Here is a 20,981-nt window from a genome sequence, read left to right as displayed (position 1 = left end):
ATATTTCATGAAGCTCTAAGCAGTACGAACGCCGCACTGAGGTTGCTCCGGCAGACTACTTGCTTGGCTATTAACTGCTTCAGGTTCATATAAGCCCCGTAGCTTTTCAGCCCTTTGGAAGATTTCCACTGCCCACTGCTGAGGCTCAAACACCCTCACATTCTCTCCCAGTCCAAACACCCACCAAAGTGTCTCCTGATCATCCGGCACGATGGCTTGCAGGCGCTTCCAATCGCTATTGGCAAGCGGCTCCAGACTTTGCTGCGAGCTTAATGGCGTCTCACCAAGTAACCAGGCAATCTGCGGCGAAACATCAGCGACCAGCTCTATCTGCTCAATAGCTGCAGTGGTATTGAGCTCTTGGCGTATGTAGATATCGATCTCGAAGTCATCATGGGTGCGGGCTGCTGCGTCCAAGCACTCAGCTTGACGGATGCGGTGCAGAGCGAACTGTCGTAGGTCGCCATAGCCGTCGACGCTGCCGATCAGGTAGCTAATAGCGTGGCGCGAGACTAGTCCAGCGGGGTGGATCAATAGCTGCTTGAGCTCGCTTTTGCTGCGGCTCAGGTAGTTGATCTGCAGTTGTTTGTGTTCCAGCAGGGCACTGGAGGTCTGCTTCCAGACCTGCGAGGAAATTTGTGCTGGTTGCAAGGACTTGCCGTTTGGGTGGGCTCTAACCCTGCGAGCCCAGTGCGCCAGGCCATTGTTTTCCAAGTTGTCGAGGTAATCACGGGCCATACGGAATTGGGGGCCGAGCTGATCCAGAACGCTCTGTGGTAGTAGTGTCTTTAGGTGGCTTTCCGCGAGGTACAGTGCCAGTGCCGTGGGAGTGTCCATGGCCGACAAGTCGATAGGTGCATTTTCCGAAAGGCTCCAGCGAAATGATGGGGCGCTCTCGTCACGCTGCAGTGCAAATGGGATCGACAGTCGGTCAAGGTCGCGTTGAACTGTGCGCAGACTTACTGAGAAACCATCATCCTTGAGTTTCTCTAGCAAGGTTGTGGTCGCAATGCGGCCTGGTGCTCGTGGTATAAGGCGCAGCAGCGCGATAAGTCTCAGGAGCGTGTCCTTAGCTTCGGACATCTTAACTTCCCTGTCGTACTGAAATGGGTGCGCTTTGTTGGCGCCATTTACATGACGAATCTAACCCTTTAAGTGGCGATTTGCCACTCCGGCGATAAACACCGTAGCCCGAACGAGCGAAACTAGCCGCTAGGGCCTCTAGGTGGGTTGCTCGGCGTTCAACAAGCTCTGGCGAGCGGCACCAAGGGCAGTGATCGAAGCACTCTTTTGTGGTGCTATCCCCATCGTGGAGCACCATCGTCTGCTGCCATGCGCAATGGCGGCAGCAGTGGGTCATAGCTGTTCTCATACGAGTCTCCTTTGCGTAGCGCTTGCAGAGGACATTACCCGGTTATAGCGACAGAACCTGTCGCGCTGAAACACTGAGGTCTGCGATGGACCAAGCTTGTCTCGCTTCTGTTGCTTCACAGCCGCTTGACGCCGTTGCCTCTATGCCATGTTGGCTTCATCTTCAATCAACGAACCTATGTCCGCCTTGGCGTGGCAGGTCGGTTTGACGCTTGTTTTTTCTGTCGTATACAAAAAATAATTGATCGGCGTATTGCAATAGCTTTTGCTCATTGAGCATGCTGGTTATGTGCGAGCTCGTTCGTACGTATAAAAAGAAGAATCAGCATGAACACAGAGACCCAAAATGCTTACCGCTCACTAGCCAGCCACTTCTACGAAACGCGCCTGCCTGGCATCCCGGTCAGTGAGCTAAATGAGCTGAATATCATTGGTGCTTTATTGAGGGCTGCGCCTGAATATCGGCCCGACTATTTCAGGCGGTTGCGCAATGCACTCGCGCTGGATCAAAAGCTCCGGAATCACTTCTGGATTGCCCAGGAAATCAATCGGACACTCAACCCTGTTACCGTTTTGGGCCTGCCTCGCAAACGCCAGCAGGCTCGGCGGCAGAGAATTTCTGATGAAGAGCTTGGGCGCTGGGTCAAGGAGCTGTTAGCAAAGGAGCAGGTGGTTGAGGCGGGGGCCCTTTTGTTGATCAGTATGACAGGCGCGCGCCCTTGTGAACTCAGTGGCATCAGCGTCAATGGCAATCGCATCGTGATTCCTGGCGCGAAACACAGCCATGGCGGTCTGCGTGGTGCTGACCGAGTGCTTGAAGCCAGTGAGGATTTCTGCAGGCTGGTAAGCAATGCTCTTGAGGCTTTCCATTCTCAAGGCAGGAGCTTGGACTCAATCCGAATAGCGATCCATCGCGCGGCTCTTGAGACCTTTCCTCGTAAAAAGGTGCCGAGTATGTACACGTTGCGACACCAGTTCGGATCAAACCTCAAGGCATCGGGACTGTCGCGGGTCGAAATTGCTTATGTGATGGGTCATCAAGCGACGGACTCTATTGCTCGATATGGTGATAAACGATTTGGCCGCGCCGATGCTGTTCAGGTCAGGCCTGCGTGCGAAGCAGACTTATCGAAAGTTCGAACAACACATGCTGCATACGCTCGATCTCGTGCGAAGGCCATGCGTATTGATTGCTGATTGTCGAGCTCACCGGGCGTCGACCTTCAGTAGATCTCTCCCGTCGAATGCTCCGTTCGGCTGTTTTGGCCGGGCGCCTCGGCCGCTGCGTCCCTCGTCCCCAGCGTCCGTTAATGGTGTCCAGCGTACTCATCAGTCGCTCGGTCTTGGCTGGCTGCTCCGGGGAAAACAGGACAGGCGTAGAACAAGCCAGGCAATTCGGCGAAGATCAGGTTGTCCCTAACGCTCAGATAGGAATACCCGTGCCCCGCGTAAAAGCCGTGATTCTCGATGCCTTTGGAACTGTCCTGAAAATCCACAAAGGCTGCCATCCCTACAGGCAGGTACTGAAGATTGGTAGGCTGCGAGGTCGAGGCGTTCGTGCTGACGATGCCAAGATCATTATGACGAATCCGCTGAGCCTTGAAGCGGCGGCGGCTCATTTCGGAATCGCACTTTTGCCCTCTGAGCTGGAGCGGATTCAAGCAGAGCTAGATTCAGAGCTCCAGCGTATCGAACCCTACGAGGACGCACTGCTAGCTATCGAAGCACTGCAGTCAGCGGGCATAAAAGTCGCGATCTGCTCGAACCTCGCCCTTCCGTACCGGGAGCCGATAGAACGTCTCTTTCCCGGCCTGGACGGATACGGCTACAGTTTCGAGGTTGGAGCGCTGAAGCCAGACACTAGGATCTACCGGTACGTGATTGACCAACTCGGCGTCGCTGCCCATGAGACATGGATGATCGGAGACTCACAGCAGTGTGACCGGGATGGGCCAACTAAATTTGGCATTAAAGGTCATTATCTCGACCGATGCCATACACGTACCGAGGGTTTTGCAGAGCTCCGCTCATTTATACGAGTTGTTCTAAATTCAAATAAATCATGAATAATCTACCCGGATTATGCTCGCGTAGATGGTAAGGAGTGTCTTGCAACCGGGAGGGAGCAGTGCTTGGCCACTCATCTTCCTCGATATACCAGGCGAATAAATCCGCTCGTGCTTGCTTCATCACGAGTTCGATACGACTGATGGGCAACACGCTCCCGTTTGAGCTGACCGAAGAAGCCTTCAAAGGCAGCATTGTCGCCGAAATGCCAGACTGCGTTCATGCTGCAGGCCGGCGTGTTGCGATTCAGAAAGGGCTGCTAGTCAGCACTGGTGAATTGGCTACCGCGAGCCGAATGCAGGATCACTGACCAGTCACCCTGGCGCTGCCAGATTGCCATCTCCACCGCTCGGATCACCATCTGCCGATCCTGACGGTGATGCATCGAACAACCAACCACCAGCTTGCTGTAGAACCCTTCAATCAACTGTTAGGCACTTGCTCATGCAGCTCTAGAGCCGCCCGTAGTCGTTGCTGGATCTCGTCTCTGAGACCCAGTGGTTGTTGTATCTGAATGGATCCCGCGTGGGACAAAATCCACCACTTCAGCTCCCAGCTGTCATTCACCGTCGCGGTTAGTCGTGAGCCTTCATCTTCTGCGACCAGCAGCATGTCGTGGGATATGGGCGCCTCTTGCAGCAGGCGCGCGAGCCCTTCGCTGATCCAGGCTTCGAGCTTGATCTTCTGGTGGGTTCCAAACTGCATGGCGCCACTATCGACATAGTCTTGCAGGTCAAACCCTTCCGGCTTGAAGCATTGAGTCGGCAATCCACGCGCTTCTTCGAACCGATGAACAACGAATTGACGGATGTCGTCGAAGGGTTCGGCGCTAGCTATGAGGTAAGTGGTATGGGCTCGCTGCACCAGGCCCAGTGGGTTAAGTGTGAAGTTGTGAAATTGGTTCTTGTGGGCTGAGTAGTAGCGGCAGCTGAGCTGGGTGTCGTTCATCAGCGCTTGCTGAATCACGTCGAGAAGATCGGCGTTGATTTCTGGAGGGATTTGCGTGAGTTCTGGTTGCACGCTGGCCACCTTGTCCAGCCAGCGAGCCGAAGGGTTTTCTTCGCTCATGGCTTCCAGCTTTTGCCTCGCCAGGTTGAAACGCGGCTCAAGCGTTTTCAGCATAAAAGCCGGTATCAAGGGGCGAATGCTGCCTTCCACTAGCCGCAAGGTCAGGGCTTCGCCAAGTGTGATGCCAGGAAGCTCGGCGCTTTTCCCGGGCATCCAGTGCCAACCGTAGGGCATGCCTTTGTTATTGCATTGCAGGGGGAATAGCCTGGAAAGCTCAACAAGGTCACGCTCAATGGTGCGCTTTGTGGTTTCGTGCCCTGCGTCACCGAGTAGGCGTTGTAACTCAAGCGTTGTGATCCCAGGGCCCTTGGGCGGCAGCAGCTTGAGCAGTTCCCATTGGCGGGTCAGTGTGCTGCGGCTGGTGGCTGATGGCACAGCGGGCATCCTTGTCTGGGGGTTTCTAATTGGCATCATGCCCAGCCCCGGTACTCCAAGCAACTGCATCATAGGGATGCCCTGACACCAACAAATCAGCAGCAGGCTCAGCAACCGCAAGGCTGCCTAACCTTCCAGGATCTACCACTCGGCAAAGCCAATGGCTCTCATATTGCTGGCACTTTTCAGGCTGCTCTCAGCCAGCAGCGCATCAATCACTTGATTGGCGTCCGTGAATGGGTTGAAGCGAGCGCGTCTGGCCACCAGTGCAAAATCACCCGGTGTAAGGCAACTTTGTCTGAGTAGCCGGGCTAGCTTAAGGCTGTCCGGTTTCTTCAAGCCCATCTGGTGTAGATGCTGGCGAAGCAATTGAGTGATTTGCTCGGCAGTGAGGTAGCCAAAACTAATCTTTAAGTCGAAGCGTCGCAGTGCTGCTTCGTCGAGGTTGTCCATCAGGTTGGTGGAGGCGATGAATAGGCCGCGGTAGCTTTCCATCTGTGTCAGCATTTCGTTTACCGCACTGATCTCCCAGCTATGCCGAGCGTTGCGCCGGTCCTGCAGAAAGCTATCCACCTCATCGAGCAGCAGGATCGCATCATCGTCGTTGGCCTGCTCAAATGCTCGGGCGAAGTTTTGCTCGGTCATTCCCACATAAGGTGAAATCAGGTCGGATGCGCGGCGGGTCAACAGTGGCTTGCCGAGTTGCTGCGCCAGCCAATGCCCAAACGCGGTCTTGCCGGTACCGGGAGGGCCGTAAAAGCATAGGCGCGCTTCGCCATGATCACGCAGCCCACCTAAGAGCTGATCGAGTGGCATATCGGTATTGGCCAGTTCAGGGCTGTAAAACGTAGGCAAGGCATGCATGCGGCCCTGGCCGAGACGCGGAAAGCCTTGGGCTTGCAGCGTGGCATTGACCAGGAACTCAACAGTGGTGTCCAGGTTGGCCGCGTTTGTCTGATCCTGAATACTCGCCACGCTCATCGCCCGTGTGATGATGGCTGGCATCAACTGCTCGTGGTCCGCCAGCTTGTCGATCAAGGGCTGGCTGAGCTGATTGTGGCTGGCGCTGCGAATGATGTTCTCACGCTGCCGCCGCGGTGGGTTTTCCAGCCTGAGAACAAGGTCGAAGCGCCGAATATAGGCATTGTCCAGCGCATGAATGTTATTGGTGAGCCAAAAGCAGGGGATGGGGTTCTCCTCCAGCATGCGATTGATCCAGCCCTTCTGCCGCTCCTGGCCGGCCAGCATGGCCAGCTCGCTGCTGCCACTAAACAGATCTTCAATCTCATCCAGCACCAGCAGCGTCTTTTGCTGGCCGAGTACGGACATCGCTGAGCGAAGGGCGCACAGCCGTCCGCGGCGATCAATCGGATCGCCATTGTTATCCGTGCAGGCAATCTCATAGAGCTCGGCGCATAGTTCGTTTGCCAGCATGCGGGTGAGCTGACTTTTGCCTGTGCCGGGCGGGCCATAGATCAGAATGTTCACCCCCAGCTTCTTTTCCTCCAGTACCTGTTGCAGATAGGGGCGGGCGATATTCAGGGGTACACTGAGGTGGGTAAAGTCATCGGCACACAACAAGCTATCAGGGGTCGGACGAAAGGCGCTCTGAAAGAGTCCGATGGCACTGCCCTGATGGTGACGCACTGAAAACAGTAGGTCTTTGTTGTTGAAGCCCAACAAATCAGACACGTGATTTCGCGCACTGCTGCGCAGGTTGGTTTCAATCAAGCCCGACTGCACCAGGCGCCCCTCTCCCGACAGCCGTACGCGCAAGTCATTCTGCGGGACGTCCAGCAGGATGCTCAGCACCCTCGTTAGGCGGTTAAAGCCGATGTAGCCGAGCTGGTTGCAACAGTCGTCCAGCAGAGTGTCAGTATTCATCAATGAGCAGAAGCCGATCAGCTTCTGCTCAATTTCATCCAGACCAATTAGCAGCGCGAGATTCTCCAGATTTGCCTGGAGGTTGTCTGGCAGTGAGGGGTTAGGGAAGGCTTTGTCGAAAAGCTTGCGCTCCGCACGCAGCGCGGCCAGCGTGCGTTCGTGGAAGCTAGGTTTGCGAGCTTTTTTCGAGGGCCCGGATCTATGGGTGAGAAAGACCGGTACCGGCACCGCGTCTTCCTCTTCACTGTCGTCATCTTCAATCAGCCAGTAGACCCCCAGCTCACGGGCGACATCATCATCACTGAAGCAGCAGTGGTTGATAAAGCCACGATGGCCAGAACAGTCGAGCATCAACTTGAACATCCACGCTATAGCCAGCGGGCATGTATCGTGACTGTGGGGGCCGGATTTGCGAGTAGGCTTTGGCATGGCGAGTCCTCCTGTGACTATGGAGGTATTGTGATGGGTCATTGCGACGTAATGTGTCGCATGTTGACTTGGTAGCTTTTTACCCAGCGCGATAAGGCCTCAAATTTCAAGCTCTCCTAAGAGCATCAGCACAGGTAGGGCGTTTTTGTGGCTGGCGGTTGCAGCCAGCTTCAAATCATCAACGTTCGGATTGAGTTCTTCCAGGGCGCAGCCAAGGGCAGAGTAACTCCGCAACGATAAATCCGGACCTGCAAACAGAGAGGCAAAAAGGGTCTTGAAACGGCACTGCTGGAGCGCTTTCCATGGCACTTCTAGGGGATCGTCATAGGTGATGATGTGTATCACCAACTTCCGACTGGCACTGTTTCGTAGGCTATTGACTAGGTCCATCAAATCTATGCCCACAACCCCGTTGTGCATCAGCGCCAAGCGAATCATATCGATGGCTTGCTCGGACCAGCTGATGAATTCACACGCATTCAGGGTGTGTGGGCATCTGACCTGATACGTATTCTCCGGCAAGACGCGAGCGCGATCGGTCTGGTCGAAGTAAAGCGTAGCGAGCGCGCCATTTGCGGGCGGGCGGTAATCGAGCGGCGCATTGATGACAAAATTCAGATCGCTCAACCCTAGGGCGGACACCGGGTACTCCGCAGAGAAGCTGGTCTGCATGGACTCTTTAAGGGTCACAAAGTCCATAACACTTAAACGTGGCCAGTACATCGAATGCTTGATTTCAGGTGGCGACATATCATTCCCCTCGCTCAGCAACTTTCAGGCGAATGATCTTTCGGCTAACCGCCAAGTTGACCAGCCAGCTGATCAGTTGGGCGTAGTTAATGTCCTCCAGTGCCGCAATCTGTTTGCGGGCCTCCTCCAGGCTGGCGAGCATCGCGCGCATGGCGTGGGCATCTAGGGTATCAGTGAGTCCTGCCCTGGACATGAGCGTGACAGGCTCAAGCAGGGCATCGAAGGCATCTTGCTGGATCAGCAGGCGCGACAGATTGCCCAGTTGCTCCTGTAGATGCTCGGGTGGTTCAGAAGGGCTGAGAAAACCGGCCAGGCTGATAATTCGACGACCCAGACGCTTGGTATTTGAGGTTTCCTGCAGAAGAGATTCGAGGTTTTCCTTGATGAGGCGGTCCATGGTGCTTCCTCTAAATACAGACAGCACCAATCGTGAATCACGCTTGCGACACAATGGGTCGCTGGCGTGTTTGTTATGGACAATTATTCTCCGTTGAGACGAATACCCACATGCCCCTTACCCCTTCCTCAACCCAGCCACCTTCAAGAATATTTGAGCCCTCGAACATATGGAGAGTGGCCTTGCCATCGAAGCCATCAGCAGTTAGCAAGAAGTGGTCCGGTGTCTGTTCTTGCCCTCGGTATGACGAGGTTTCGTCACTCTGAGGGAATTCGACAGTGATAAACCCCGCCTCGATTTGTACCTTTCAGGGCTGGTCCAAGGTGGCATCTGTTGTTCTACAGGTTTCCATACGGGCGTTTTCGTAGAGCATTGGGATCTCGCCTGTAGTTGGATGCTGGAGCCGATAGCCAGCTCGGAATAACGCGGTCTACAAATACAACCATTTCTGCAGCTCATCCAGATTGATCACCACAATCTGCTGCGCCGTCGCTTTGGCATGCACCTTGGTTGGATCGATCTGATAGCGCTGCAATACGTACTGCACCAATGCGCCGCGTGTTTCGATCACCAGTCGGCCATCCTGCATACCGTAGTCGGTTTCGATGATGGCTTGCTGCGGATTCCACGGTCATCTGGCCACCCATTCCATGAGCATCTGACCACCGATTCCACGGTGATCCGGCCACCCATTCCACGCGTATCCGACCACTGATTCCACGGCCATCCGGCCACCCAACCGGGTAGGCAGCTACGCAGGATTTCTTCACTACCATCGACCTCTTTTTCGAAGCAGAGAGGTCGTCGTGGAGCGTTTATCCATGCGTAAGATTCGCGAAGTACTTCGTCTCAAGTTCGAGGTCGGGCTATCGGCTCGCCAGATTGCGGTCAGCGTGCAGATCGGTCGTGTCACCGTCGGCGATTACCTCAACCGCTTTGCCGCCAGCGGCCTCAGTTGGCCCTGTTCGTTGTCCGATTCCGAGCTGGAACAGCAGCTGTTCCCACCGGCGCCGGCAGTGCCCAGCGAGCAGCGGCCACTGCCTGATTGGTCTTGGGTGCATGCCGAGCTACGCCGGCCGGGCGTGACCTTGGCGCTGCTCTGGCAGGAGTATCGCCTGAGCCAGCCGAAAGGCTTTCAGTACAGCTGGTTCTGCGAGCACTACCGGGCCTGGCAGGGCAAGCTGGACGTGGTGATGCGCCAGGAGCACCGCGTCGGCGAGAAGTTGTTCGTCGACTACGCCGGGCAGACGGTGCCGGTGATCGACCGCCACAGCGGCGAGATCCGCCAGGCGCAGGTGTTCGTCGCGGTGCTCGGTGCGTCCAGCTACACCTTCGCCGAAGCCACCTGGTCGCAGCAGCTGCCGGACTGGCTGGGCTCGCATACCCGCTGCTTTGCCTTCCTCGGCGGCGTGCCGGAGATCGTGGTGCCGGACAACCTGCGCAGCGCGGTGAGTAAGAGCCATCGCTACGAGCCGGACATCAACCCGAGCTACCGCGATCTGGCCGAGCACTATGGCGTGGCGGTGGTGCCGGCGCGGGCGCGTAAACCGCGCGACAAGGCCAAGGCCGAGGTCGGCGTGCAGGTGGTCGAGCGCTGGATCCTCGCCGCGCTGAGGAATCGGCAGTTCTTCTCCCTGGATGAACTCAACAGCGCCATCGCCTTATTGCTGGAGCGGCTCAACCGACGACCGTTTCGCAAGCTGCCGGGCTCCCGGCAGTCGGCCTTCGAAGCTCTGGATCGTCCGGCGCTGCGCCCCCTGCCGGAGCAACCCTACGTCTACGCCGAGTGGAAGAAGGCGCGGGTGCACATCGACTACCACGTCGAGGTCGATGGGCACTACTACTCGGTGCCGTACCAACTGGTGAAGAAACAACTGGAAGTACGCCTGACAGCGCGCACGGTGGAGTGCTTCCACGCCAATCAGCGGGTGGCCAGTCACCTTCGCTCAATGCACAAGGGCAGGCACAGCACGCAGGCCGAGCACATGCCCAAGAGCCATCGCGAGCATGCCGAGTGGACGCCGCAGCGGCTGATCCGCTGGGCCGAGCAGACCGGGCCGAACACGGCCGGCGTGATCCGGCACATCCTCGAACGGCGCATCCATCCGCAGCAGGGCTACCGGGCCTGCCTGGGCATCCTGCGCCTGGGCAAGACCCATGGCGAAGTGCGCTTGGAGTTGGCCTGCCGTCGCGCCCTCAGCCTCGGCGCGTGCAGCTACAAGAGCCTCGAATCGATCCTGCGCCAGGGGCTGGAAAACCTGCCGTTGGCTCAAGCCAACCTGCCCCTGCTGCCGGACGACCACGCCAACCTGCGCGGCCCCGCCTACTACCACTGACCCCAAGGAATCCCACCATGCTGCCCCATCCGACCCTGGACAAGCTCCAGACCCTGCGCCTGACCGGCATGCTCAAGGCACTCGCCGAGCAACTGAAAACCCCCGACATCAACAGCCTGAGCTTCGAGGAACGCCTCGGCCTGTTGGTCGACCGCGAACTGACCGAACGCGACGACAAGCGCCTCAGCAGCCGCCTGCGCCAGGCCCGGCTCAAGCACAACGCCTGCCTCGAAGACATCGACTACCGCAGCCCGCGCGGGCTGGATAAGGCGCTGATCCTGCAACTGAGCGGCGGCCAGTGGCTACGCGACGGCCTCAACCTGATCATCGGCGGCCCCACCGGCGTGGGTAAAACCTGGCTGGCCTGCGCCCTGGCCCACCAGGCCTGCCGAGAGGGTTACAGCGTGCGTTACCTGCGCTTGCCACGCCTGCTGGAAGAGTTGGGCCTAGCCCACGGCGACGGGCGCTTCGCCAAGCTGATGAGCGGCTATGCCAAGACCGACCTGCTGATCCTTGATGACTGGGGTCTGGCCCCGTTCACCGTTGAACAGCGCCGTGACATGCTGGAGCTACTGGACGACCGCTACGGCCAGCGCTCGACCCTCGTGACCAGCCAAATGCCCGTGGACAACTGGCACGAACTGATCGGCGATCCGACCCTGGCCGATGCCATCCTCGACCGCCTGGTGCACAACGCTTATCGGATCAACCTCAAGGGCGAATCGATGCGCAAACAGACGAAGAAATTGACGACACCGGGCACCTCAGACTAACAATGCAACCCCTGCGTCGCTGCGCTCCGACTGCCCGGCCGGATGGCCGTGGAACAGGTGGCCAGATGGCCGTGGAATGCCTGGCCAGATGAGCGTGGACTGGGTGGCCGGATGGTGTGGAATCCGCAGGCTTGCTGCTCAGGCTTCAGGCGGGAGTCGGGTTCAATGATGACCTGCACCTGGGTAGTCCAACCCGGGTCTTGCTCGCGGGTATTTTCGGTTTTGTCGTCCATCAACTCCGGCACACCACGAAAGCGGCTTAACACAAAGTCGCGGTAATCCCGGTTCTTCTCGCAATAGGCGCGCACATGCCAGCGCATGCCGGTGTAGATCAGCGTGTGCGGGGCGATCAGACGCGTTTCAGCGTCAGGCGTGGTGAACGAAACATACTCACATTCCAGGCGCAGCCCTTCGCGGCAGGCGCGCAGAAGAGGGCGCAGCAGATCCGGGCGAACCGTGCGATCCGGCACCTGCAGCACTTCGGTATGCGCATAGGCCAATGCCAGCCCTTCGATGTGAGGGGCGCGGTCATGATTTTGGTTGAGCAGGTGTAGGTAGGCGCTGGCACTGTCACCAATAAACAGTGGCTTGAAGTGGCAGCTCGGTACATACCCCTTCAAATGCTTGTCATATTCCAGGTTCTGCGGCGCGTACTCGGAAATGTACGAGTTGATGTCCTTCGACGCCTGTTGCCGGCTGATGCCGAAGCTCTGCATCAGATGACCTGTAGTCAGACGCCCCTCCCACCAGGCCACCGTCTCGATCAAACGGTAGCGCAGTGCCAGATCCCAGCGAACCGACGTGATTTCCTGCTTACGCTTCATAGCCTCTCCATCTGCTCGAAAACTTTACCTGTACAGGTAAACACTCTAGATGTGTCGCTTAAGGCTACATATCTTGATGCTGTCGTTCAAGCCGCTGCAACAGGGCGGGCTGGTAAAGGGAGAGCAAAGCGTGTTTGGACTTGGGGTGTCGTGGCTCGTTATGGGTATTTGCATGCTGCTTGTGCAAGGAGCTGGAATTGCCCTGTATTGGCAGGTCCTTAAGCGACGTGAAGCGTTCGCTAGCTTGCAAAACGTACAGGCCCAGTTGAAGCAGTCGCTGATGCGGGTTTATCAGCAAGAGGATGAAATACGCGAGCTGACTGCCGGCCTGCGGGCGGAAAAAGCACATGTCGAGCAACTACAGCGAAAGCTTGAGTTTGCCCAAGAGCAGGCGAGGCAGAGACATCACGACTGTTAATTACCCGCAGACAAATCAACAAGGTTTGGGTACAACCTCTGGCAATGGATGCCTAGTCACAAGGAACACATCAGGATGAAGAAACCAGCATCGGTGCAGGCCCTGGAAGAATTGGGTCGGGTCAAGCTCTCCAAGCACTTTTTTATGCGTGATTTCCTCTACTCGGAAATCAGCCAGATTGAAGGTATCCCCAATATTCCGGACTACCCGGATCGGGCCATCGAAGCCGGGCGTGGGCTTTGTGAAAACTTGCTGGAGCCACTGCAAGAGCGCTTTGGTCGAATCGCCATTCGCTCGGCGTATCGCTCATCGGCGGTAAATGCCAAGGGGGCGGAAGATGGCAATAACTGCGCGAAGAACGAAAGCAACTATGCCTCGCACATCTGGGACTATCTGGATGCAGAAGGCCACCTCGGGGCAACTGCCTGCATCGTAGTGCCGGCCTTGTTGCCCTGGTACGACGAACATAAAGACTGGACGCCACTGGCCTGGTGGATCCATGACAACTTGCCGTATGCCAGCCAGTACTGGTTCCCCAAACTGGCGGCGTTCAACCTGCGCTGGAGTGGCAATCCCAATGCGCTCCCCAGCATCAGTACCTACGTCAATAATCCGCACACGGGCGATAAAAAAGCCTTGGTGAAAGATGGCGTCGCAACCCTGGGCTTAGCTGAGCGAAAGGCGATTACTCAGCCCTGGTTAGCCAGCTTGGTGTAGGCGTTGCTCGTTGAATAGGCGAGCTGCTTCGGCATGTTGAATATCTCAATTGGGTGCAGGTATGCACCGTACGCAGGAAGGGAAAGCGATGAAACCTTTGTACATCACCGTTGAAGACCATGCAGTGCCACAGTTGATTACCTCTGCATTGGAGGCCTACGAAATTGGGCGCACGAGCCCGCGGAAGAAAGAAGACAAACTGGAAACCTTTGGCCTGCTTTGGGGGTATATGACCCCCGAGCGGGGCAATCGCCCCCCGCGGATCATCGTGACAACCGCCACTGTTGAAACATCGGCCCTGGTGACCAAAGGCTCGGCCAAGCCCGACCTGGGCTCACTGCGCATGAAAATGGAGTTTGTCACGCGCTACTGGCCTCATCTTGAGGTAGTGGGCACCTTTCACTCCCACCCTTACGACTCATTAAGCGAGGCGCGCGAGTACAAAGGGTGGCAGGCATCCAGCCCGGAAACTGTTGGGCCGAATCAGGGCGACACAGTGTTCTGGCCCTGGCTGCATGAAGAGCTGTTTCTGAATAACCCCTATCTAGGCCACCTGATTATCAGCGTGACCGCCCTGCAAAAAACGGGCTGGGCGTTGCCGAAAGCGATTGAGGGCGACTCGGGTTTTGAATTGTCGCTAGGCAAAAGAAAGATCTGGATCACCAGTTACGCCAGCGAGGCCGTTGAGTACGAAGATGGGCCTGGGGCCCAGATGATGGACGCGCTCCCGGTGTTGGATATCACATCGATGACCCACCGAGCGATTGAGGGCAATTTTGCCCAGGCAAGCGATTGACCCTTAAACCCTTGGGCTAAATGGGCAAGGTGCCGCTATGCCTCTTGCCGTAAAGCTGGAAGAAAGACTCCAAAGAAGAGGCTACTTGGCTTAAGCGCTGCGCATCGCTGGGCGGGGAAACTGGCCGCACGGACACAAACTATTGGCTATGGCTTTACCCCTGTGCGGCCAGTGGATAAGGTGATGAGCATCACAGCATGGCAGGCCGCGGTATCCCAGGGATGGCCTCTCCAGTCGTATTGGCGCACCGCCCAATACGCGTCACACAGCCATCCCCCACGCCTATTGCCATCACCGTTTTTAGTATCGGCGCGCCGCCAATATGCAGCGCGTATTGAGGAGTGTTGTATGAGTGTTTTGGCCCAACTTGGCGAAGCCCTGCTGGCCGCAGTGCCGGTTGATGGCAGCAGCATTGGCAATCAAACGTTGTTTGAGCGGCTAAAAGCGCAGTTGCCGGGAATCAGTGAGGAGCAGCTCTGGGCCGCTCGCGATGCCCTGATTGAACAAGGGGTACTGGTCAAAGGCCGTGGCCGCGGTGGTTCGGTCCTGCGCGCGCCAGCCTCGGGCAGCAGCCTGGCCGATCAGGTGTTGAACAAGGCGCGTGAGCGCATGGCTCCGGTGAACACTGAAGAAGTCTCTGCTGGTTATGTGGTGCAAGCCGCCGCAGCGGTGAAAAAAGCCAAAGCGCCCAAGCAGCAGGCCACCAGTATCGAGGCCATGGAGAAAACCCTCTGGGCCACCGCCGACAAGCTGCGCGCCAATATGGACGCCGCCGAGTACAAGCACATCGTGCTCGGGCTGATCTTCCTCAAGTACATCTCCGACAGCTTCGCCGGCCGCCGCGCCGAGCTTACGCACAAGCTGCTGGATGAAAACGACGACTACTATCTGGGCGACGATGATCCGGAGGCGCTTAACGCCGAGCTGGAAGACCGCGACTACTACCGCGAGGTCAACGTGTTCTGGGTGCCGGAAGTGGCGCGCTGGGAGTCGATCCGCGCCGCCGCCAAACAGGTGGATATCGGCAAGCGCATCGACGATGCCCTGACCGCCATCGAGGCGGAAAACCCACGGCTGAAAAACATCCTCGACAAACGCTATGCCCGCGCTCAGTTGCCAGACGGCAAGCTCGGCGAGCTGGTGGATTTGATCTCCACCATCGGCTTTGGCGATGACACCGGCAAAGCCCGCGATCTGCTCGGCCAGGTGTATGAATACTTCCTCGGCCAGTTCGCCAGCGCCGAAGGCAAGCGCGGCGGGCAGTTCTATACGCCGGCCAGCATCGTCAAAACCCTGGTGGCGGTGCTTAACCCGCACTACGGCAAGGTCTACGACCCGTGCTGCGGCTCGGGCGGCATGTTTGTGCAATCCGAGAAATTTATCGAAGCCCACGGCGGCAAGCTGGGCGATGTGTCCATCTACGGCCAGGAAGCCAACCCCACCACCTGGCGCCTGGCGGCGATGAACCTGGCCATTCGCGGCATCGACTTCAACCTCGGCAAAGAGCCGGCCGACACCTTTGTGCGCAACCAGCACTCGGACCTGCGCGCCGACTTTGTGCTGGCCAACCCGCCGTTCAATATCAGCGACTGGTGGCACGGCAGCCTGGAAGGCGACCCGCGCTGGGTGTATGGCACACCGCCGCAAGGCAACGCCAACTACGCCTGGCTGCAACATATGCTCTACCACCTCAAGCCCAGCGGCCGTGCCGGCATCGTCCTGGCCAACGGCTCGATGAGTTCCAGCCAGAACAGCGAAGGCGAGATCCGCAAAGCCATGGTCGAGGCCGACGTAGTGGAAGTCATGGTCGCGCTGCCCGGCCAGTTGTTCTTCAACACGCAGATTCCCGCCTGCCTGTGGTTCCTCGCCAAACAGAAAACCGCCCGCCCCGGTGAAGTGCTGTTTATCGACGCACGCAAACTCGGCACCAGCGTGAGCCGAGTGCAGATCGAGCTGACTGACGCCGATATCGAACGCATCGCCCAGACCGTTGCCAAGTGGCGCGGCGAGCCGCTGGATATGGGCGGTGAGATTGCCGAGTACCAGGACATCGCCGGCTTCTGCCGCAGCGTCAAACTGGCGGAAATCGCCGAGCACGGCCATGTGCTGACGCCGGGCCGCTATGTCGGTGCTGAAGAGGTGGAGGATGACGACGAAGCCTTTGCCGAGAAGATGCAACGGCTGACCCAACAGCTTGGCGAACAGATGGAAAAGGGCGCGGAACTCGATCAGTTGATCCGGCAGAAGCTGGGGGGGCTGGGGTATGAAATCTGAGTGGCCGCTTGTTCCTATAGGGGAAGTCGCTCAGTTATTCGATGGGCCGCATGCGACTCCTAAAAAGACTAACGATGGCCCAGTTTTCCTTGGCATCAGCAGCTTGAAGAGAGGTCAGCTAGACCTGTCGAGCACCGAGCATTTATCTGAGGAAGATTTTTCCAAGTGGACTCGACGAGTGGTTCCACATGTCGGCGATGTTGTTTTTTCATATGAAACACGCATTGGCGAAGTCGCGATCATTCCGGAGGGATTGAAGTGCTGCTTGGGGCGCCGTATGGCACTCCTACGTCCTGATCAGACAAGATTACTCCCCAAGTACCTGCTGTACTATTTTCTGTCTGACGAGTTTCAGGGTCTGCTGCGAACTCGGACTATTCATGGCAGTACGGTTGATCGCCTGCCACTAACAGACTTTCCTTCTTATCCTGTTCGCATACCGTCAATCGAGGTTCAGAGGTCGATTAGCGAAGTGCTAGAGGCTTTCGACAAGCGCATTGCTCTGCTACGCGAGACCAACTCTACCCTAGAAACCATCGCCCAGACGCTGTTCAAGTCCTGGTTCGTCGATTTCGACCCCGTGCGCGCCAAGGCCGAAGGCCGCCAGCTGGAAGGTATCGACGCCACCACCGCCGCCCTGTTCCCCGATAGTTTCGAAGAGTCCGAACTGGGCTTGGTGCCGAAGGGGTGGGAAGCGGGAGTGCTCTCGGACTTGGCTAGCTTCCAGAACGGTTATGCCTTCAGAAGCCAAGACTGGGTTGATACTGGCCATCCAGTAGTAAAGATCGGTGATGTCAAACCTGGCCTGATCAATTTTTCTGGTTGCTCTCGGGTTGCACCAACCACAGTTGTCGGGCTTGAGCGCTTCAAGCTTTCCCGTGGTGATTTGTTGGTGGGTATGACGGGGTATGTCGGCGAGACCGGTTTGGTACCCCGGGTTGAGCCAGATGCCTATATCAACCAGCGTGTGGGGCGGCTGGTTACTCGCGCGGGATTAAGCGATATCGGCATGGTGTATTGCGCCGTCCGTGACCCCGCATACAAGGCATATGCAGAGTCGCAATCCCATGGAAGTGCACAAGCAAACGTAAGCGGCGCAGCACTGCTTGCCTACCCCGTCGTGATCCCATCTCCCGAAGTCCTGAGCAGGTTTAATCACATAGTTGAGCCCTTGCTGGAGTCGATTCTGTCCAACCACGAACAAGCCCAAACCCTCACCCAACTCCGCGACACCCTCTTACCCCGTCTAATCTCCGGCCAGCTGCGTCTGCCGGAAGCAATGGCGGAGATTACGAAAAGCACTGCCCAGGAGCTTCAGTATGCAAATTGAAGGATTGATTAGCGAAGCCGCCCTGCAGCGCGTTTTGGCGGAAGCCGATGGCCCGCAGGTGCGCTACTGGGTGTTGGCTGTGCTCGCTGCCATTCGTGAGCGATTCCCGCGCTGCGACTTTTATGTGCTCAACCACAGCAATCAAAGTGAGGATGAGCCGCGTATCTATATCGGCATCGGTGTGCGCCGGCCAGATACCGCTTCTGGCAGAAATGCGCTGATCCTGGTGGCCAAGAACAACACGGCGTACCTCGGTTTTCAGCGTAAAGGTCAGTTTGACGAGAAGTATCGGGGGCATGTGTTCACCGAGCGCCTGTCGGCCGAGCAACACACGGATCTGGCTGAGGTAAAGCGCTGGCTGGAGCAATTGGATCAAGCGCTTGATACCGATGATCGCCGGGCTTTACAGGGAGAGGCGCGCACAGTGGACGATTATTTGAGCTCAGACTCCGCTATGCCGTTGGCAGCCGCCGTCGCAGATGCGCCAAGCGCTAGCACCGTGCAGCCCAGCCTTAACCAGATCCTTTTTGGCCCGCCGGGAACCGGTAAAACCTACGCCACTATTGATCATGCTCTGGCCATTCTCGACCCTGGATTCATGATAGCGAATAAAGGGGACGATGAGGGCGCGCGCGAGCGGCTAAAAACACGTTTCGATCAGCTGGCGAAAGAGGGGCGCGTGCGTTTTGTGACCTTTCACCAGAGCTTTAGCTACGAGGATTTCGTTGAGGGCCTGCGTGCTGGCTGCGACGACGAAGGTCAGCTGGAGTATCGCGTGGAGCCGGGTGTGCTCAAACGCTTGTGTGCGGATGCTGAAAGAGGAGCAAGTGCTGAAAACGACCCCTTTGAGAAGGCTTTTGAACGCCTGAAGGATCGCCTGGAAAGTACGGGCGAACGCATTGTTGCGCAAACCGTCAGGGGGCGCCGTTTTGCATTCGAGTATGTGGGCGGTGAGACGTTTCGGATTTTCCCTGAGGAGTCTCAGGAACAGAAATTTCCCTATCGTGCGGCGCTCGGCGATATCCGCCGGCTTCATCGCACCGGCGACAAGAGCAGCATGCACAATGCGTCTTACGTGCAGGGCATTCTGCAATACCTGCGGGATGAGTGCGGCTTGCCGGAGTATGTTGCTGAGCTGCCGGCAGAACGTGAGCGCCCGAAGTATGTGTTGATCATCGATGAAATAAACCGTGGCAATGTTTCGCGGATCTTCGGTGAGCTGATCACCTTGATTGAAGAATCAAAGCGGGCTGGTCGAAAGGAGCATCTGGAGGTCACGCTTCCATATTCAAAGGAGCGATTCAGCGTTCCTGATAACGTCTATCTGATCGGCACCATGAACACGGCTGACCGCTCGTTGGCTGGTTTGGATATCGCCTTGCGCCGACGCTTTGTGTTCCGCGAGATGCCGCCGCGACCTGACTTGCTTAAGGAAGTGCTGGTGCAGGGGCTGAACATTGGCCAACTGCTGGAGAAGATGAATCAGCGCATTGAGGTGCTGCTGGATCGTGATCATGCCCTGGGGCATGCCTACTTTATGTCGCTGAAAGATGACAGCTCGCTGGCACGCTTGGAGCTGATTTTCCGTAACCAGATTCTGCCGTTGTTGCAGGAGTACTTCTTTGAGGATTGGCAGCGTATCGGTTGGGTGTTGAATGACCAGAACGCTAGCGCTAATGGCACGGCCCCCTTTATTCGTCGCCCGCAAAGTGAGCTGAATCTTGCCGATCTGTTTGGTAGTGGCGTAGCTGAGAAACTTACGGATCAGCGTTGGGAGCTGAATCATCAGGCATTCAGCTCCCTGGCCAGTTATCAGAACATTGTGGGCTGACTGCAGTGGCCAGCCAGCAGATCACCATTCGCGAGTACGGCCAGCTGACCACCGATGCGGTTGGCTGGTCGCTTGATTTGGCGCAGGTCTCACCCAGTGCGTTCGATTGGCTGTGTGAGCTAAGCGCCCGCTTTAACCGTAATGGTGCCACGCTGCTGCAGGTTGAAGGGCGCAGCTCGCTAAAGTGGGACAGCTACGTGGGTGTGCTGGAAACGCCCTGTGGCACGCGACTCGAAATTCTGCCAAAGCACCATGAGCAAGACGATTGCTTGCTGAAGAGCCGGCGGCTGCTGCGTAAGCTGATTCAAAGTGCCTTGCAGCTAAAACCCCGTGAGGCCTCGGTGGCCAGCCTGGAGCTGTTCGATGCGCCACTCAGCGAGTGGGTGATGGGGCAGTTTCTCGCGGAGCTGGATCTGCTGGTGAAGCGTGGCGTGCGCTTCGACTACCAGCGTATCGAGGAGGAACAGCGTTTTCTCCGTGGGCAGCTCAACGTGGTGGCGCAGATGCGCCAGCCGCCGGGGCGCCAGCATCACTTCCAGATTCGCCACGATGTGTTCCTGCCGGACCGTGCGGAAAACCGACTGCTTAAGCTGGCGCTGGAACAGGTGGCCAAAAGCACGCAGGACGCCGCCAACTGGCGTCTGGGCAATGAGCTGCGGACGATGCTGCTGGAGGTGCCGGCCAGCCGGCAGGTGAACCAGGACTTTCGGGCATGGAGCCGTGACCGGCTGATGGCGCATTACCAGGCTGTGAAACCCTGGTGCGAACTAATCCTCAATCAGCGGATGCCCATGGCGGTGAGCGGTGAGTGGCGCGGCATGAGCCTGCTGTTCCCGATGGAAAAGCTGTTTGAGTGTTACGTGGAAGGCTGGCTGCGTAAGCAGTTGGCGCCTGCGGCACGCTTAACCAGCCAGGCCAGTCGTGCCTACCTGTGTGAGCATGACCAGGGGCGGATGTTCTGTTTAAAGCCCGATCTGCTGATCGATACGGCTGAACAGCGGTGGATTCTCGATACCAAGTGGAAGCGGGTGGATACCCATAAGTCGGATAAGAACTACGACTTGAGTCAGAGCGATTTCTATCAGCTTTTTGCCTACGGTCATAAGTACCGAGATAAAGGTGTACCCCAGCTGGTGCTGATATACCCGTATTGGTCGGGTCTGCGGACAGCGCTACCGGTGTTTGATTTCGGCGAGGATATGCGGTTGTGGGTTTTGCCTTTTGATCTGGATGCCGATTGCTTGGTAGATGCGGAGAAAGCGACTTTACCTTTGAACCTCGCCTCATTTGCTCGCGCCAGCTAGGCACATCTTTCTATACACGAAACGCGATTAAAGAGAT

General features: G+C 57.2%; 17 protein-coding genes and 2 pseudogenes. 11 read left to right on the top strand and 8 right to left on the bottom strand.

Features of this window, described 5'->3' with window-relative positions; translation table 11 throughout:
- Positions 1-15: 15 nt before the first annotated feature.
- The gene (locus PSTAB_RS16935) at positions 16-1,083 is read right to left on the bottom strand and encodes a helix-turn-helix transcriptional regulator (RefSeq protein ID WP_013983911.1); all 1,068 of its coding nucleotides are present in this window, start codon (positions 1,081-1,083) and stop codon (positions 16-18) included.
- Positions 1,084-1,698: 615 nt separating this feature from the next.
- On the opposite strand from PSTAB_RS16935, the gene PSTAB_RS21410 reads away from it, so the two are divergent.
- Both PSTAB_RS21410 and PSTAB_RS16925 read left to right on the top strand, forming a co-directional pair.
- Positions 1,699-2,568 (top strand): site-specific integrase, encoded by an 870-nt coding sequence (locus PSTAB_RS21410; protein ID WP_080564998.1) that lies wholly within the window; start codon positions 1,699-1,701, stop codon positions 2,566-2,568.
- Between the two features lie 242 nt (positions 2,569-2,810).
- Positions 2,811-3,437 carry an HAD family hydrolase gene (locus tag PSTAB_RS16925; protein ID WP_148263421.1) on the top strand — a complete coding sequence of 209 codons (627 nt, stop codon included), beginning with the start codon at positions 2,811-2,813 and terminating at the stop codon, positions 3,435-3,437.
- A 101-nt stretch (positions 3,438-3,538) separates the two neighbouring features.
- Here PSTAB_RS16925 and PSTAB_RS21965 read toward each other — a convergent pair.
- The 6 genes and pseudogenes from PSTAB_RS21965 to PSTAB_RS21400 all read right to left on the bottom strand — a co-directional run.
- Positions 3,539-3,850 (bottom strand): annotated as a pseudogene (locus PSTAB_RS21965) (DDE-type integrase/transposase/recombinase); the annotation flags it as partial.
- A gap of 11 nt (positions 3,851-3,861) precedes the next feature.
- A complete protein-coding gene (locus tag PSTAB_RS16915; RefSeq protein WP_335324189.1) occupies positions 3,862-5,001 on the bottom strand; it encodes a WYL domain-containing protein in 1,140 nt (379 codons plus the stop codon).
- A 21-nt stretch (positions 5,002-5,022) separates the two neighbouring features.
- On the bottom strand, positions 5,023-7,128 hold the full coding sequence (locus PSTAB_RS16910; protein ID WP_013983906.1) for an ATP-binding protein: 2,106 nt from the start codon (positions 7,126-7,128) through the stop codon (positions 5,023-5,025).
- A 165-nt stretch (positions 7,129-7,293) separates the two neighbouring features.
- On the bottom strand, positions 7,294-7,944 hold the full coding sequence (locus PSTAB_RS16905; protein ID WP_003459809.1) for a hypothetical protein: 651 nt from the start codon (positions 7,942-7,944) through the stop codon (positions 7,294-7,296).
- Between the two features lies 1 nt (position 7,945).
- Complete coding sequence (locus tag PSTAB_RS16900) at positions 7,946-8,341, bottom strand: hypothetical protein (RefSeq protein WP_003459810.1); 396 nt, start codon at positions 8,339-8,341, stop codon at positions 7,946-7,948.
- A gap of 430 nt (positions 8,342-8,771) precedes the next feature.
- A pseudogene (locus tag PSTAB_RS21400) lies at positions 8,772-8,960 on the bottom strand (BrxR family transcriptional regulator); the annotation flags it as partial.
- A 202-nt stretch (positions 8,961-9,162) separates the two neighbouring features.
- On the opposite strand from PSTAB_RS21400, the gene istA reads away from it, so the two are divergent.
- Positions 9,163-10,677: an IS21 family transposase gene (gene istA, locus PSTAB_RS16895; protein WP_013981288.1), complete on the top strand. Its 1,515-nt coding sequence runs from the start codon at positions 9,163-9,165 to the stop codon at positions 10,675-10,677.
- A 17-nt stretch (positions 10,678-10,694) separates the two neighbouring features.
- On the top strand, positions 10,695-11,450 hold the full coding sequence (gene istB, locus PSTAB_RS16890; protein WP_013981287.1) for an IS21-like element helper ATPase IstB: 756 nt from the start codon (positions 10,695-10,697) through the stop codon (positions 11,448-11,450).
- Here the strand turns inward: istB and PSTAB_RS16885 are convergent.
- Entirely contained in the window at positions 11,447-12,274 is an 828-nt protein-coding gene (locus tag PSTAB_RS16885; protein ID WP_013983904.1) for a WYL domain-containing protein, read from the bottom strand. The genes istB and PSTAB_RS16885 overlap by 4 nt on opposite strands.
- 76 nt (positions 12,275-12,350) lie before the next feature.
- On the opposite strand from PSTAB_RS16885, the gene PSTAB_RS16880 reads away from it, so the two are divergent.
- The 7 genes from PSTAB_RS16880 to PSTAB_RS16850 all read left to right on the top strand — a co-directional run bounded on the left by PSTAB_RS16880 (position 12,351) and on the right by PSTAB_RS16850 (position 20,944).
- Positions 12,351-12,692 carry a hypothetical protein gene (locus PSTAB_RS16880; protein ID WP_232244023.1) on the top strand — a complete coding sequence of 114 codons (342 nt, stop codon included), beginning with the start codon at positions 12,351-12,353 and terminating at the stop codon, positions 12,690-12,692.
- A gap of 75 nt (positions 12,693-12,767) precedes the next feature.
- Positions 12,768-13,409, top strand: coding sequence for a hypothetical protein (locus tag PSTAB_RS16875; RefSeq protein ID WP_003459813.1), 642 nt, complete (start codon positions 12,768-12,770; stop codon positions 13,407-13,409).
- A gap of 88 nt (positions 13,410-13,497) precedes the next feature.
- Positions 13,498-14,205 carry a hypothetical protein gene (locus PSTAB_RS16870; RefSeq protein ID WP_013983902.1) on the top strand — a complete coding sequence of 236 codons (708 nt, stop codon included), beginning with the start codon at positions 13,498-13,500 and terminating at the stop codon, positions 14,203-14,205.
- 348 nt (positions 14,206-14,553) lie between these two features.
- The gene (locus PSTAB_RS16865) at positions 14,554-16,479 is read left to right on the top strand and encodes a class I SAM-dependent DNA methyltransferase (protein WP_013983901.1); all 1,926 of its coding nucleotides are present in this window, start codon (positions 14,554-14,556) and stop codon (positions 16,477-16,479) included.
- A complete protein-coding gene (locus tag PSTAB_RS16860; protein WP_004423328.1) occupies positions 16,469-17,809 on the top strand; it encodes a restriction endonuclease subunit S in 1,341 nt (446 codons plus the stop codon). The genes PSTAB_RS16865 and PSTAB_RS16860 overlap by 11 nt, the downstream gene beginning before the upstream one ends.
- Positions 17,799-19,640, top strand: coding sequence for an McrB family protein (locus PSTAB_RS16855; protein WP_013983900.1), 1,842 nt, complete (start codon positions 17,799-17,801; stop codon positions 19,638-19,640). Before PSTAB_RS16860 ends, PSTAB_RS16855 begins: the two co-directional genes overlap by 11 nt.
- A 5-nt stretch (positions 19,641-19,645) precedes the next feature.
- The gene (locus PSTAB_RS16850; protein ID WP_013983899.1) at positions 19,646-20,944 is read left to right on the top strand and encodes an McrC family protein; all 1,299 of its coding nucleotides are present in this window, start codon (positions 19,646-19,648) and stop codon (positions 20,942-20,944) included.
- Positions 20,945-20,981 lie beyond the last annotated feature (37 nt).

The organism is Stutzerimonas stutzeri, assembly GCF_000219605.1.
Lineage (GTDB): Bacteria > Pseudomonadota > Gammaproteobacteria > Pseudomonadales > Pseudomonadaceae > Stutzerimonas > Stutzerimonas stutzeri.
The sequence above is the reverse complement of the archived record's forward strand: the minus strand, read 5'-3'. Positions and strand labels throughout refer to the sequence as shown.